14 protein-coding genes are annotated in these 14,181 nt (G+C 71.8%); 8 read left to right on the top strand and 6 right to left on the bottom strand.

Features of this window, described 5'->3' with window-relative positions; all coding sequences use genetic code 11:
- The first annotated feature begins 1 nt into the window (after position 1).
- From dapE to FPT20_RS05525, 3 genes are all read left to right on the top strand, one after another.
- A complete protein-coding gene (gene dapE, locus FPT20_RS05515; protein ID WP_158863359.1) occupies positions 2 to 1,084 on the top strand; it encodes a succinyl-diaminopimelate desuccinylase in 1,083 nt (360 codons plus the stop codon).
- Positions 1,053 to 2,309 carry a hypothetical protein gene (locus FPT20_RS05520; protein WP_158863361.1) on the top strand — a complete coding sequence of 419 codons (1,257 nt, stop codon included), beginning with the start codon at positions 1,053 to 1,055 and terminating at the stop codon, positions 2,307 to 2,309. The genes dapE and FPT20_RS05520 overlap by 32 nt, the downstream gene beginning before the upstream one ends.
- 110 nt (positions 2,310 to 2,419) lie before the next feature.
- Positions 2,420 to 2,593, top strand: a complete 174-nt coding sequence (locus FPT20_RS05525; RefSeq protein WP_158863363.1) for a DUF3117 domain-containing protein — start codon at positions 2,420 to 2,422, stop codon at positions 2,591 to 2,593.
- A 73-nt stretch (positions 2,594 to 2,666) separates the two neighbouring features.
- Here FPT20_RS05525 and FPT20_RS05530 read toward each other — a convergent pair whose 3' ends face one another.
- Positions 2,667 to 3,299: an O-methyltransferase gene (locus tag FPT20_RS05530; RefSeq protein WP_158863365.1), complete on the bottom strand. Its 633-nt coding sequence runs from the start codon at positions 3,297 to 3,299 to the stop codon at positions 2,667 to 2,669.
- Between the two features lie 81 nt (positions 3,300 to 3,380).
- On the opposite strand from FPT20_RS05530, the gene FPT20_RS05535 reads away from it, so the two are divergent.
- Both FPT20_RS05535 and FPT20_RS05540 read left to right on the top strand, forming a co-directional pair.
- Complete coding sequence (locus tag FPT20_RS05535) at positions 3,381 to 3,743, top strand: twin-arginine translocase TatA/TatE family subunit (RefSeq protein ID WP_158863367.1); 363 nt, start codon at positions 3,381 to 3,383, stop codon at positions 3,741 to 3,743.
- Positions 3,744 to 3,818: 75 nt separating this feature from the next.
- Positions 3,819 to 5,195, top strand: coding sequence for an MFS transporter (locus FPT20_RS05540; RefSeq protein WP_158863369.1), 1,377 nt, complete (start codon positions 3,819 to 3,821; stop codon positions 5,193 to 5,195).
- Between the two features lie 42 nt (positions 5,196 to 5,237).
- Here the strand turns inward: FPT20_RS05540 and FPT20_RS05545 are convergent, their stop codons facing one another.
- From FPT20_RS05545 to FPT20_RS05555, 3 genes are read right to left on the bottom strand one after another with little or no spacing between them, the layout of a single operon-like run.
- Positions 5,238 to 6,380, bottom strand: coding sequence for a P-loop NTPase (locus tag FPT20_RS05545; protein ID WP_158863371.1), 1,143 nt, complete (start codon positions 6,378 to 6,380; stop codon positions 5,238 to 5,240).
- The gene (locus FPT20_RS05550; protein WP_158863373.1) at positions 6,373 to 6,906 is read right to left on the bottom strand and encodes a DUF1003 domain-containing protein; all 534 of its coding nucleotides are present in this window, start codon (positions 6,904 to 6,906) and stop codon (positions 6,373 to 6,375) included. Before FPT20_RS05550 ends, FPT20_RS05545 begins: the two co-directional genes overlap by 8 nt.
- Positions 6,893 to 8,215 carry a magnesium transporter MgtE N-terminal domain-containing protein gene (locus FPT20_RS05555; protein ID WP_158863375.1) on the bottom strand — a complete coding sequence of 441 codons (1,323 nt, stop codon included), beginning with the start codon at positions 8,213 to 8,215 and terminating at the stop codon, positions 6,893 to 6,895. Before FPT20_RS05555 ends, FPT20_RS05550 begins: the two co-directional genes overlap by 14 nt.
- Before the next feature lie 78 nt (positions 8,216 to 8,293).
- Here FPT20_RS05555 and FPT20_RS05560 point away from each other — a divergent pair, with 78 nt between their 5' ends.
- Positions 8,294 to 8,977, top strand: coding sequence for a general stress protein (locus tag FPT20_RS05560; RefSeq protein ID WP_233265399.1), 684 nt, complete (start codon positions 8,294 to 8,296; stop codon positions 8,975 to 8,977).
- 15 nt (positions 8,978 to 8,992) lie between these two features.
- Here the strand turns inward: FPT20_RS05560 and FPT20_RS05565 are convergent, their stop codons facing one another.
- Positions 8,993 to 10,534, bottom strand: a complete 1,542-nt coding sequence (locus FPT20_RS05565; RefSeq protein WP_233265400.1) for an aminopeptidase P family protein — start codon at positions 10,532 to 10,534, stop codon at positions 8,993 to 8,995.
- Between the two features lie 32 nt (positions 10,535 to 10,566).
- Between FPT20_RS05565 and FPT20_RS05570 the strand changes: the two genes are divergently transcribed.
- A complete protein-coding gene (locus tag FPT20_RS05570; protein WP_158863379.1) occupies positions 10,567 to 11,439 on the top strand; it encodes a PHP domain-containing protein in 873 nt (290 codons plus the stop codon).
- Between the two features lie 47 nt (positions 11,440 to 11,486).
- Positions 11,487 to 12,647 (top strand): hypothetical protein, encoded by a 1,161-nt coding sequence (locus FPT20_RS05575; protein ID WP_158863381.1) that lies wholly within the window; start codon positions 11,487 to 11,489, stop codon positions 12,645 to 12,647.
- A 10-nt stretch (positions 12,648 to 12,657) separates the two neighbouring features.
- On the opposite strand, the gene FPT20_RS05580 is transcribed toward FPT20_RS05575, so the two are convergent.
- Positions 12,658 to 14,127: a DEAD/DEAH box helicase gene (locus tag FPT20_RS05580; protein ID WP_158863383.1), complete on the bottom strand. Its 1,470-nt coding sequence runs from the start codon at positions 14,125 to 14,127 to the stop codon at positions 12,658 to 12,660.
- Positions 14,128 to 14,181: the final 54 nt, after the last annotated feature.

Consider the following 14,181-nt stretch of genomic DNA (forward strand, 5'->3'; position numbering starts at 1 on the left):
CGTGCCTCTCGACCTCAGCGCCGGCTCCATCGACATCACCCGGCAGATCTGCGACATCGAATCCGTGTCCGGCGACGAGAAGACCCTCGCCGACGAGATCGAGGCGGCGCTGTCCGGCCTGCCCCACCTCGAGCTCATCCGCGACGGCGACGCGATCGTCGCGCGCACGGCTCTCGGGCGCGACCGTCGCGCGCTCATCGCCGGGCACATCGACACGGTCCCGCTCAACCGCAACCTCCCGACGCGGTTCGTGGAGGAGGGCGGCGTGCGCTACCTCTGGGGCCGGGGCACCGTCGACATGAAGGCGGGCGTGGCGGTGCAGCTGAAGCTGGCCGCCGAGCTCACGGATCCCTCCGTCGACGTCACGTGGATGTGGTACGACCACGAGGAGGTGAACGCCGAGCTCAACGGTCTCGGCCGGCTGGCTCGGAACCGTCCCGACCTGTTCGTCGGCGACTTCGGCATCCTCGGCGAGCCGAGCAACGGGGTGGTCGAGGGCGGCTGCAACGGCAACCTGCGGGTGGAGGTGCGCACGTACGGCCTGCGCGCGCACTCGGCCCGCGGCTGGGTGGGCGACAACGCCATCCACAAGGCCGCGCCGATCCTCGACATCCTGGCCGCGTACCAGCCGCGCGAGGTCGAGGTCGACGGGCTCGTCTACCGGGAGGGGCTCAACGCGGTCGGGATCACGGGCGGCGTCGCGGGCAATATCATCCCCGACGAGTGCATGGTCCACATCAACTACCGGTTCGCGCCCTCGCGGAGCTCCGACGAGGCGATCCGGCACATGCACGAGCTGTTCGGCGACTACGAGATCACCGTGGTGGACCGTGCCGACGGGGCCCGTCCCGGGCTCGACGCGCCGCTCGCGCAGGAGTTCGTGGCGGCCGTCGGCGGCGTGGCGAAGCCCAAGTACGGCTGGACCGACGTCGCCCGGTTCAGCGCGCTCGGCATCCCGGCCGTCAACTACGGCCCGGGCGACCCGCTGAAGGCCCACGCCGACGACGAGCGGGTCGACGTCGAGCAGATCGTCGCCGTGGAGGCCGGTCTCCGTGCCTGGCTCACCGGTTCCGGCGCCCGCTGAGGCGGCGGCCCTCGACGAGCGGCCCCTCCGTCCGCTGGAGCGGGCGTGGTCGCACTGGTGGGTCCGGGTCCTCGCGATCTACGCCGGCGCGCGCGTCGTCACGACGGTCATCCTGCTCCTCTTCGCAGCCGTCCAGGGTCGCAACCCGTGGACCGGGCCGCACCCCGACTACTTCTCGTTCGCGACCATCTGGGACGGGCTCTGGTACAACATCGTCGCGGTGGCGGGGTACCCGGCGACGCTGCCGTCGACCGACGGGATCCACGTCACGGAGAACGCGTGGGCGTTCCTCCCCGGGTACCCGGGCGTCGTCGATGCCGTCATGTTCGTCACGCGTCTGCCGTGGCCGGTCGCGTCGGTGCTCGTCTCGGTGGTGTGCGGTGCCGGAGCGGCGCTGGTGTTCCACCGCCTGCTCCGCAGGGTCGGGCTGGACGAGTCGACCACGCTGTTCGCTGTGGCGCTGTTCTGCTTCGCGCCCGTGTCGCCTCTGTTCCAGCTGGCCTACGCGGAGTCGATGTACCTCCTCCTGCTCGCCACAGCGCTGCTCCTGCTGGTCCAGCGACGCTACGCGTGGCTGTTCCCGGTCGTCCTGGTCATGGGCTTCACCCGTCCGAGCGGCCTCGCATTCGCCCTGGCGCTCGCGATGCACGTGGTCCACCGGTGGGTCCGGCGGCGCGATGATCCCTTCCCCGCTCGGGAGCGGGCGCTGAGCGTCGGACTGACGATCTTCAGCGGCCTGGCGGGCCTCGCGTGGCCGGCGATCGCCGGCATCGCCACCGGGTCGTGGAGCGCCTACACCGACACCGAGCTCGCCTGGCGCGCGCCGTACATCGGCTACACGCACCTCGTGCCGTTCAGCCCCTGGTTCCAGGGCGCGACCTGGTGGGCGGATGTGATGCTCGGCGTGCCGGGCTGGATCGGCGTCATCGCGCTCCTGCTCCTCGTTGCGGTGTTCGCGGTCCTGCTCTTCTCGCCCCCGGTACGGCGGCTGGGGGTCGATCTCCGGTTCTGGGTCGCCGCCTACTCCGTCTACCTGTTCGCCGTGTTCTTCCCGCAGTCGAGCACGTTCCGCCTCCTCATGCCCCTCTTCCCGCTGCTCGGGGCGATCGCCCTCCCGCGGAGCCGCGTGTACCGGACGGCGATGCTGCTCCTCTTCGTCGCTCTCCAGGTCGGGTGGATCGCCATCTGCTGGGCCGTCGACGGATCCGACTGGACGCCGCCGTGATCGGGCGACCCCCGATCACGGCCTGAGGCGCCTCGAAAGAGAACGGTCGATTTCCCCACCCCGGCGGCGATGACCGATAATGGAAGGACATCCACGAAAGGGGAGCTTGCATGGCGGCCATGAAGCCGAGGACCGGGGACGGGCCGATGGAGGCTGTGAAGGAGGGACGGCTCATCATCGTGCGGGTTCCGCTCGAGGGCGGGGGGCGTCTCGTCGTCTCCGTCAACGATGCGGAAGCCAAGGAACTCCACGACGCGCTCGCGGCTGTCGTGAGCGCCTCCTAGTCGACACCGTGAACGGAAGAAGGCCCCGAGCGATCGGGGCCTTTTCCTTGCCCCGCCGCGGTCGGCGGCGGCTTCAGGGAGCGAGCTTCGTGATCTGGAGGAGACCCTCGCCGGCGAGGGAGAGCGCACTGATCACCGCGCCCGAGCCGGCGGTCTCGGTGATGAGAGTCCGGAAGCCCGTCGCGACCTCGTCGCGCGCCGCCGGGTCGGAGACGCGCCCGCGCCACAGAGCGCGCGCCACGAGCACCGTGCCACCCGGCCGGACGAGGCGCAGGCCGTGCTCGACGTACTCGATGACCGACTGCGGGTCGGCGTCGATGAAGACGATGTCGTAGGAGTTCTCGTTCATGCGGGGGAGCACGTCGAGCGCCCGCCCCGGGATGAGCCGCACCCGGTTGGCGGGTATCCCGGCCTCGGTGAAGAAGGCCCGGGCGTGCTGCTGGTTCTCGACCTCGGCGTCGATGGAGGTGAGCTGCGCGCGCGTGCCGCCGGTCAGGAGCCACAGGCCGGAGACGCCGACCCCCGTCCCGATCTCGACGATGTTCGCCGCCGCGGTCGCCGCGACGACGACGGCGACCTGCGCGCCCGTCGCCGGCGAGATCGGCTCGACGCCCAGTTCGAGCGACTGCTGCCGGGCTCTCGCGATCACCTCGCTCTCGACGACCACGTCGTCGGCGAACCTCCAGTTCGAGTCCTTGTCTGACACAGCTCTCCCGTCGATCTGCCTCTCAGGATACGGGGAGGCGCCCCGGCATCCGCGGAGGCAGCGCCGGGTTACCCTGGAAGGGTGTTCGGGCTCACCTTCGACAAGCTGCTGATCGTGGCTGTCATCGCGGCGTTCCTCCTGGGGCCCGAGCGTCTGCCGACCTACGCCGCCAAGCTGGGTCAGCTCACCCGTTCGCTCCGCGACTTCGCGAACGGCGCCAAGGACCGCATGCGCGACGAGATGGGCCCCGAGTTCGACGACGTCGACTGGAAGAAGCTGGACCCCCGTCAGTACGACCCCCGGCGGATCATCCGGGAGGCGCTCCTCGACGACGGCGCGGCGCCGGCGGGGGCCATCAAGCCGGTGACCCAGTCGGCCTATGCGGCTCGCAAGATGCCGCTTCCGGCCGGGGCCGTGCCTCCGTTCGACAGCGAATCCACCTGACCCGTCCGCGGCGGCCGGCGCGTCCGCTTCTGAGCCTCACGCTCGAGGGATGCGGTGTCCCGGTACGCTGCCGACATGATCGCAACCGAGCAGCGGCTCACGCGCGCGACCGTCGCGCGGTACGCCGTGGGGTCGCTCGGAACGGGCGGTTTCGCGACGTTGCCTGGCCTCGTCCTCGTCTACTACCTCACCGACACGCTCGGGGTGGCGGCGATCGTCGGCGGCGCGGTGGTCACGGTCGCGAAGATCTGGGATGTGATCATCGACCCCGTGATCGGGGCGCGGAGCGACCGCATGCTCGCGTCCCGCGGATCCCGCCGCCCGCTCATGGTGCTGGGCGCTGCGACCCTCCCGGTCCTCTTCGTCCTGACCTTCACCGTGCCGACCGGCACCCCTCCTGCCGCCGCCGCGGTCTGGGTGCTGCTGGCGTTCCTCCTCACGGCGACGGCTTTCAGCTTCTTCCAGGTGCCGTACATCGCCCTCCCGGCCGAGCTCGCCGACCGTTACGACGAGCGGACGAGACTGCTGACCTGGCGGGTCGTCGTTCTCACCTTCGCGATCCTCCTGTTCGGAGCGGGCGGACCCGCCCTGCGTCAGCTCGGAGGCGGCAGCGGCTTCTCGGGATACCTGCTGATGGCGGTCGTCGCCGGTGCGGTCATCGGTGCCGGCATGCTCGTCTCGGCCTTCGCAGCCCCGCGGCGGGTGTCGGGAGGGGAGGCGTCGCCGGCCGCAGGCATCATCCCGACGCTGCGGGAGAACTACGCCGCAGGGGTGCGCGCCCTGCGCGACAGCCGGCCGTTCCGGGCGCTCCTCCTCACCTTCCTGCTGCAGGGCGTTGCGACGGGCATGATGCTCGCGGCGGCCGATTACGTGGCGACCTGGGTGCTCCGATCGGAAGATGCGGTCACCCTGCTGTTCATCGCGCTCATCGCCCCGGCTCTCGTGGTGACGCCGGTCTGGGGCGTGGTCGCCCGGCGCATCGGGAAGGAGCGCGGATTCCGGATCGCGACGTCGCTCTTCGGCGCCGCCGCCCTCTCGATGCTCGGTCTGGCCTGGGCTCCGGGCGCATGGCTCTACCTGCCGGTCGCCGTCGCGGGCGCCGCCTACGCGGGGATGCAGTCGCTGCCGATGGCGATGTTGCCGGACGTCATCTCGTCCGACGCGCGGCGCAACGGACCGGGACGCGCCGGCACCTTCGGCGGCATGTGGACGGCCGGTGAGACGACGGGCATGGCGCTCGGAGCGACGGTGCTCGCCATTGTCCTGGGGGTGTCCGGCTACGTGGCGCGGATGGCGGCCGGGTCGCCCGCCGTGACCGGCACCCAGCCCCCGAGCGCGGTGGTCGGGATCGTGCTGAGCTTCAGCGTGGTGCCGGCGGCCATCGTCGTCGCGAGCCTTCTCCCGCTGTCCCGCTACCGGCTGGGAAGGAAGGACGTGGATGAGCTCGTCTGATGCGGGCCTCCCAGCAACGCCCGCCCCGCCGCGAGCGGCCGGTCAGCGGACCGAGAAGCCGAGCTTGCGGCCGGCGAGGCCCCTGCCGCGGGCAGCCAACGCGCCGGCCACCGAGCGGATCGCCGCGGCGGCGGGGTCGGCCGGGTCGGTCACCACGATGGGCGCTCCGGCGTCGCCCCCTGCCCGCAGAGCCACGCTGAGCGGCACGCTGGCCAGCAGCGGGACGGGGTCCTCCTGACCGGCCGAGAGCCGGCGAGCGACCTCCGCCCCGCCTCCCGAGCCGAAGAGCTCGAGCACGGAACCGTCCGGCTGGGCGAGCCCGGCCATGTTCTCCACCACGCCGATGACCGTCTGCCCGGTCTGACGCGCGACGACGCCGCTGCGCTCGGCGACGTCGGCGGCCGCGGGCTGCGGGGTCGTCACCACGAGGACTTCGGCCCGGGGGAGCAGCTGACCCACGGAGATCGCCACGTCGCCCGTTCCCGGGGGGAGGTCGAGGAGGAGCACGTCCAGGTCGCCGAAGTACACGTCCCCGAGGAACTGCTGGATCGTACGGTGGAGCATCGGCCCGCGCCAGGCCACGGCCGCAGAGGGGGAGTCGACGAACATGCCGATCGACACCGTCTTCACCCCGTAGGACACGGGAGGGAGGATCATGTCGTCGACGCGCGTCGGGCGGACCGCGACACCGCGCGCGTCGGTGAGGCCGAGGATGCCGGGGATGGAGAACCCGTGCACGTCGGCATCGACCAGCCCCACGCGGAGGCCCTGCTCGGCGAGCGCGACGGCGAGGTTGGCCGTCAGCGTCGACTTGCCCACGCCTCCCTTGCCGCTCGTGACCGCGATGACCCGGGTGAGCGAGTCGGGCCCGAACTGATCGGCTTTGGAGGCGCGCCCGGCGCCCAGCCTCTCGATGAGCGCCTTGCGCTCCGTCGGCGACATGACCGAGACGTCGACATCGACCCCGGTGACACCGGGGACGGCCGCGGCCGCCGTGCGCACGTCGCGCTCGATGGCGTCGGCGGCCGGGCAGCCGACGATGGTGAGCTTGATGCCGACGAAGGCGCGCCCGTCGGGGTCGACGGAGACCCCGCCGACCATGTCGAGCTCGGTGATGGGCTTGCGGATCTCGGGGTCGATGACGCTGCCCAGGGCGCGCGACACCTCCGCGGCGAGGTCAGGCACGCGCCTGCTCGCCGTCGCCGTCGTCGCGGCGATCGAGGTCCTCGAGCAGCGAGCGCAGCTCCGCCCGGATGAAGTCCTTCGTGGCCATGTCGCGTACCGCGAGCCGGAGGGCCACGACCTCGCGGGCGAGGTACTCCGTGTCGGCCAGGTTCCGCTCGGCTCGCTGCCTGTCCTGCTCGATCTGCACCCGGTCGCGGTCGTCCTGACGGTTCTGCGCGAGGAGGATCAGCGGGGCGGCATACGATGCCTGCAAAGACAGCACGAGGGTCAGGGTGATGAACCCCAGGTCGGCCGAGTCGAACCGCCACGTCTTCGGCGTGAGGGTGTTCCAGGCCATCCAGGCGACGACGAAGATCGTGAGCCCGAGCACGAACCAGGGCGTGCCCATGCCGCGCGCGATCCACTCGGTGAAGCGCCCGAAGCGATCGCTCTGCTCCATCGGGTCGCGCCTCCGTGAGGAGCCGAGCACGGGCGTGCGGAGACCCTTGGGGGCGTCCAGCCCCGGCTGCTGCTTACCGCGTGCCACGTCCGCTCCTCCTCCCGTTCACGATGGGGATGCTCCCCGTCTCGTCGGACGGCTCCGCCTGTTTGACGGGCTCGTCCTCGTCCTGACTTCGCCAGTCCTCGGGGAGCAGGTAGTCGAGGACGTCGTCGATGGTCACCACCCCGACGAGACGGTACTTGTCATCCACCACGGGGACGGAGACCAGGTTGTAGCTCGCCAGGATGCGCGAGACCTCGGCCGCGGAGGTGCCGGCGGTCACGGGCTCGAGACCCGGGTCGAGGAGCGTGCCCAGCCGGACGTGCGGGGGATAGCGGAGCATGCGCTGGAAGTGCACGACGCCGAGGAACCGGCCGGTCGGCGGCTCGTAGGGCGGGAGCGTGACGCAGACCGCGGCGCCGAGCGCCGGTGCGAGCTCGTGGCGCCGGATGAGCGCCAGGCCCTCCGCGACGGTGGCGTCCGCCGACACGATGATCGGCTCGGTGGTCATCAGGCCGCCGGCCGTGTCGGGGTTGTAGCTGAGGAGCATGCGCACGTCATCGGCCTCGTCGGGCTCCATGAGCTCGAGGAGGTGCTCGCCGCGCTCGTCGGACAGCTGGGCGATGAGGTCTGCGGCGTCGTCGGGCTCCATCTGGTCGAGCACGTCCGCGGCCCGGTCGTCGTCGAGGCTCGCGAGGATCTGGACCTGCTCGCTCTCGGGCATCTCCTCGAGGACGTCCGCGAGCCGGTCGTCGGGAAGCTCCTCCGCGACCTCGAGCATGCGCTGAGCGGGCAGGTCGAGCAGGGTATTGGCCAGATCGGCGGGCTTCAGCTCGGAGTAGGTGGCGATCAGCTGCTCGGCCGACTGCGCCTCCCCACGGCTCCGCTTCTCGCGCACCTCGTTCCAGGCGACGAACGTGGTCGGGCCCTTGCCGAACGGCGACGCGCTCGTCTTGGGCTTGCGCACGAACAGCTGGCCGACGGCCCATTCGCCCGACTCGGTCTCCTCGATGGCGACGTCCTCGATGGTGGCCTCGCCGCTGCTGTCGGCGAAGACCACCTTGCGCCCGAGCAGCTCGGCGATGACCCGGACCTCGCCGCCGCGCTGCTCGAATCGCCGCACGTTGATGATGCCGGTGGTGATGATCTGCCCGCTGCTGATGCTCGTCACGCGGCCGATGGAGAGGAAGACGCGGCGCTTGCCGGGGATCTCGACGATCAGCCCGACGACCCGGGGAGGGTCGTTCTTGCGGTACACCACGAGGACGTCGCGGACGCGCCCGACCCGGTCCCCGACGGGATCGAAGACGGCCGTCCCGGCGAGCCGGGCGACGAAGACTCTGGCGGCGCTCACGACTACTAACCTAAGCCCTTGCAGCCGTCCCCAGGCTGATTCCCAGCGCCCGCGGGCGGTCGATGCCAGAATGGGGCGATGACGACACCCAGCCCGTTCGGCGGCCGCAACAGGATCCTGTTCCCGACCCTCCCACGCGGTGAGGTCGTCGCGACCTTCGAGACGTACCCGGAGGCGCAGCAGGCGGTCGACGAGCTGGCCCGCGCCGACTTCCCCGTCGACAAGGTCTCCATCGTGGGCAGCGACCTGAAGAGCGTCGAGCGCGTCACGGGGAAGCTGACGTGGGGCCGCGTCGCTCTCGCGGGGGCCGCGTCGGGCGCCTGGATGGGGATCTTCTTCGGACTGCTCCTCATCATCTTCTCGCCGACCGTGAGCTTCGCGTTCGTGCTCGCCGCGGTGCTCATCGGGGCCGGGTTCGGCGTGCTCTTCGGCATCGTCTCGTACGCCATCAACCGCCGGCGCCGCGACTACACCTCGGTCATGCAGGTCATCGCGACGAGCTACTCCGTGCTCGTCGACTCGGAACTGGGGAACCGCGCACGCAACCTCCTGCACGGCGCTCCGACGGCTCAGCCGGAGTGGGTGCATCCGTCGGAGCCGCCGGCCGCGCAGCACCCGACCGAGCCGCCCGCCCCGCAGCATCCGAGCGATCCGCCGCAGCCGTGGCAGCCGCCGGTCCCGCCGGCGCCCCCGTCCGAGCCGTCGGGACCGACCGGGCCGTCGGGGGAGTCCGGAGGCGGTCGCCCTCCCGCGGGAGCCTGACCCGGGCCGCTCCGCTCAGCGGGCGCTGAGCCGCCGGACCCAGGCCTCGACGTCGTCGGCGGTCCGCGGGATGGCGGTGGAGAGGTTCTCGGCACCGCCCGCGGTCACGAGGATGTTGTCCTCGATCCGCACGCCGATGCCGCGGAACCGTTCCGGCACCGTCAGGTCGTCGGGCTGGAAGTACAGGCCGGGCTCGATCGTGAACACCATGCCGGGCTCGAGCGTGCCATCGAGGTAGAGGTCGCGGCGCGCCTGTGCGCAGTCGTGCACGTCCAGACCCAGGTGGTGGCTCGTGCCGTGGACCATGTAGCGCCGGTGGTGCTGGTTCTCCGCCTCGAGCGCCTCCTCGGCGGTGACCGGGAGGAGTCCCCACTCGGCCGTGCGCCGCGCGATCACCGCCATGGCGGCCGCGTGGATCTCGCGGAAGCGGATGCCCGGGCGGACGATCGCGAAGGCGGCGTCGGCGGCTTCTAGCACCGCCTCGTAGACGAGGCGCTGCGTCTCGCCGAACGTGCCGTCGACCGGGAACGTGCGGGTGATGTCGGCCGTGTAGAGGCTGTCGACCTCGACGCCGGCGTCCAGGAGGACCAGGTCGCCGGGGACCACCGGGCCGTCGTTCCGGGTCCAGTGGAGGATGCAGGCGTGCGGGCCGCTCGCCGCGATCGTGTCGTAGCCGACGGCGTTGCCCTCCACCCGGGCCCGGGTGTAGAACGCGCCCTCGATGAGCCGCTCGCCTCGCGCGTTCGCGACGATCTGCGGGAGATCGGCCAGCACGTCGTCGAAGCCGCGCGCGGTGGCGGCCACGGCGGCTCGCAGCTCGCCGACCTCGAAATCGTCCTTGATCAGCCGCAGCTCGGAGAGGTCGCGGGCGAGCCGGTCGTCGTCCTCGTGGTCCTCGGGGTCGCGGTCGCCGTCCGTGTCGTCCCACAGCACCATGCGCGCGGCGTCGACGCGGTCCGTGATCGCGGGGTCCGCCTCCCTCAGGATGATCGTCTCGCCGTCGGCCTCGTCGAGGAGGGGGTCGACCTCGGCGAGGGCGCGCGTCGGGAGGTCCAGATCGCCGGCCACCTGCGCCAGCGACGGCCGCGCGCCGATCCAGAACTCGCCGATCTCGGGGTTGGCGTAGAACTCGTCGGAATCGCGCCCCGCGCGTTCCCGGAAGTAGAGGGTCGCCTCGTGGCCGTCGGCGGTCGGCTCGAGGACGAGAACGCTGCCCGGCTCGGAGTCGGAGCCCCACCCGGTCAGGTGGGCGAAGGCGGAGTGCGGCCGGAACGGGTAGTCGGTGTCGTTCGAGCGCTGCTTGAGCCGGCCGGCGGGGATGATCAACCGCTTGCCCGGGAACAGCTCGGACACACGCGCGCGACGCGCAGCGGCGAACGAGGCCTGAGCGCGGGGCGCAGGAGTCACCTCGGGGCGCTCGGCCCAGCCACTGCCGATGTAGGCACGGAACGCCTCCGACCCGGGGGTGGTCGACCGGTTCGCGGTGGCCCGGGGGGCCTCCGCCGGTTCAGTGGGGACGGCGGCGTCCGTGGTGTCCGAGGGGGCCTGCGATTCCATGCCGACCATTCTTCCACTCCTAGGATGGCTGCATGGCTGATGCGCGACGGTTCCGCGGTCCCGTCGACCTCCACACGCACTCGAGCGTGTCGGACGGGACGGAGACCCCCGCCGAGCTCGTGCGCTCCGCCGCTCGCGCCGGCCTGGGCGCCGTCGCCCTCACCGACCACGACTCGACGGCCGGCTGGGACGCCGCCGCCGCCGAGGCCGTCCGCTCCGGCGTCACCGTGATCCCGGGCATGGAGTTGTCGACCCGGATCGAGTTCGCCAGCGTCCACATGCTCGGGTACCTGTTCGACCCGACCGACGAGGCCCTCGTCGCCGAGACCGAGCGGATCCGCGCCGGGCGCATGCGCCGCGCCGAGGACATGGTCCGCCGGATCGCGGAGGACTACGACATCACGTGGGACGACGTCATGGCGCAGGCCTCGGACGGCGCGACCGTGGGCCGCCCGCACATCGCGGACGCACTCGTCGCCCGCGGGCTGGCGAGCGACCGGAGCGCCGCCTTCGCGGGGATCCTCCACTGGAGGAGCGGGTACTTCCAGCCCCACTACGCGCCGGACCCGCTCACCGGCGTCCGGCTCATCCGCGGAGCCGGGGGCGTGCCCGTCCTCGCCCACCCCGCCACCAGCAGCCGGGGGAGTGTCATCCCGGAGGAGCGCCTGCGACGGCTCGTCGACGCCGGCCTCTTCGGCCTGGAGCTCGACCACCGCGAGAACCGCACCGAGGGCGTCGAGACGTTGAGAGCGCTCGCGCGCAGGTTCGGGCTCGCGGTCACCGGCTCCAGCGATTACCACGGCTCCGGCAAGCCCAATCGCCTCGGCGAGAACACGACCGACCCCGCCGTCGTCGACCGGATGATCGAAGACGCGACAGGCGCGGCGCCTTTCTACGCTTCGTGACGATCGCCCCGTAGCCTGGAGCGCGGGGATCGGGAGCGAGGTGGCGGATGAGACGGATCTGGACGGGCACGGCGGTCGCCGCTGCTCTCGTGGCGGCACTCGTCGTAGCGGGAGGCACGGCCCCCGCCTCGGCGGACACGTCGTACCCCTCGTGGGCCGACGTGCAGGCGGCCAAGGCGAACACGGCGGCGGCTCAGGCCGAGGTCGACCGGATCAACGGGCTCCTCGCCTCCCTCCAGTCCGCAGCGGATGCCGCCGGCGACCTCGCCGTCAAACGCCTCGGCGAGTACGGCAAGGCGAAGGCGGACCTCGCCGCGGCCACGCAGAAGGCGGACGATCTGGGGTCGCAGGCCTCGGCGGCCGCGGCCAAGGCGGAGGCGCTCAAGGCGCAGAGCGGCCGGTTCGCCTCGCAGCTCACCCGGTCCGACAGCTCGGGTGTGTCGCTGCGCCTGTTCCTCGGCACCAGCGCGCAGGCGTCGGACACCCTCCTGTATCAGCTCGGAGCCGTCTCGCGCCTCACCGGTCAGGCGAGCGCGCTGTTCGCGCAGGCCGATGCTCAGAGGAACCTCGCCGCATCGCTCAGCGATCAGGCCAAGGCGGCTCAGAAGATCCGTGACTCGCTCGCCGTCGCGGCGCAGAAGGCCAGCGAGGAGGCCGACGCCGCCAAGGCCGCGGCCGACGCGGCCCTCGCCGACCAGAAGCAGCACGCGACGACGCTCTACCAGCAGCTCGCGTCCCTCCAGAACACGGAGGCGTCGGTCGAGCAGCAATACGCCGCGGGTGTCGCCGCCGCGCAGGCAGCTGCGGCTGCCGCGGCCGCCAAGGCCGCAGCCGCGGCGGCGAACTCCGGAGGGGGCGGCGCGGACGGTGTGGCTCCGCCTCCCGGGATGACGGTGGACCCGGCCGCCGCCCAGGCGTACGCCAACAGCCGCCTGGCCGCGTTCGGCTGGGGAGGCGGTCAGATGGACTGCCTGATCAAGCTGTGGAACCACGAGTCCGGGTGGCGCGCCGACGCATACAACACGTCGAGCGGCGCCTACGGGATCCCGCAGGCGCTGCCGGCGAGCAAGATGGCGTCCGCCGGCTCCGACTGGATGACGAACCAGAACACCCAGGTCGACTGGGGCCTCGACTACATCAACCGCTCGTACGGCTCACCCTGCGCGGCGTGGAACTTCGAGATGAGCCACACGCCGAACTGGTACTGACCCCGCGGGCTCAGCTCGCGGGCGTCGCCGGGGAGCCGCCGCGCGAGCGGCGACGGCGGCGCCGCGGAGCGCTGTTGCCGTCGCGGTGCTGAGCCCCGCCGCCGTCGTGCGTGCCGGTCGCGGCCGGCGAACCGTCGGCGTGCGACGGAGCCGGCGCGGAGGCGGAGGCGGAGGCGCCGTCGGCGGGGCGTCCGCTGCGCGTGCGGCGACGGCGGTTGCCGCCGGACCGCGCGGAGTCGCTCTCACCGTGAGGCGCCGAGCGCGGGGCGTCGCCCTCCGGGGTCTTCACCGCGGGCGTCGGCTTGAGCCGGCCCTTGGCGCCGGCCGGGATGCCGAGGTCGCTGTACAGGTGCGGCGACGACGAGTAGGTCTCGACGGGCTCGGGCTGGCCGAACTCGAGCGCCCGGTTGATGAGCGCCCACTTGTGCAGGTCCTCCCAGTCGACGAAGGTCACGGCCACGCCGGTCTTGCCGGCCCGGCCCGTGCGGCCCACGCGGTGCAGGTAGGTCTTCTCGTCGTCGGGGATGGTGTGGTTGATCACGTGCGTCACGTCGTCGACGTCGATGCCGCGGGCGGCGACGTCGGTCGCGATCAGGACGTCCTTCTTGCCGGCGCGGAACGCGGCCATCGCCCGCTCGCGCTGCTCCTGGTTGAGGTCGCCGTGCACGGCGGCGGCGCTGAAGCCGCGGTCGGTGAGCTCCTCCACCAGCTTGGCGGCGGCGCGCTTCGTGCGCGTGAAGATCACGGTCTTGCCGCGGCCCTCCGCCTGGAGCATCCGGGCGATGACCTCGTCCTTGTCGAGCGAGTGCGCGCGGTAGATGAGGTGCTTGATGTTGGCCTGCACCTGGCCCTCGTCGGGGTCGGTGGCGCGGATGTGGATCGGGCGCGTCATGAAGCGGCGCGCCAGGGCTACGATCGGCCCGGGCATCGTGGCGGAGAAGAGCATCGTGTGCCGGGTGGCGGGCGTCTGCGCGAACAGCTTCTCGATGTCGGCGAGGAAGCCGAGGTCGAGCATCTTGTCGGCCTCGTCGAGCACCATCTCGCGGACGTTGCCGAGGTTCAGGAGGCGCTGGCCCGCGAGGTCGAGGAGGCGTCCGGGGGTGCCGACGACGACCTGCGCGCCGGCCTTGAGCTGCGCGATCTGGCCCTCGTACGCCTTGCCGCCGTAGATGGCGGCGATGGACGTCGGCCGGTTCGACGCGGCCTGCTCGAGGTCCTCGAAGACCTGGATCGCGAGCTCGCGGGTCGGCACGACGACGAGCGCCTGCACTCCCGGCTCGGGGTCCGGGCCGAGGCGCTGGAGCAGCGGGAGGCCGAAGCCGAGCGTCTTGCCGGTGCCGGTCTTGGCCTGGCCGATGATGTCCTGGCCGGAGAGGCCGAGCGGGATCGTCTGCGACTGGATGGGGAACGGCTCGGTGATGCCCTTGGAGGCGAGCGCCTCCACCATGTCGTGGTCGATGTTCAGTTCGGAGAAAGTCACGTTTCGAGAAGCCTGTCGTCGTAAGGAAGAGGGTCTACGCCCTGTTCTCTCGCA

It is taken from the genome of Leifsonia sp. AG29 (genome assembly GCF_009765225.1).
Lineage (GTDB): Bacteria > Actinomycetota > Actinomycetes > Actinomycetales > Microbacteriaceae > Leifsonia.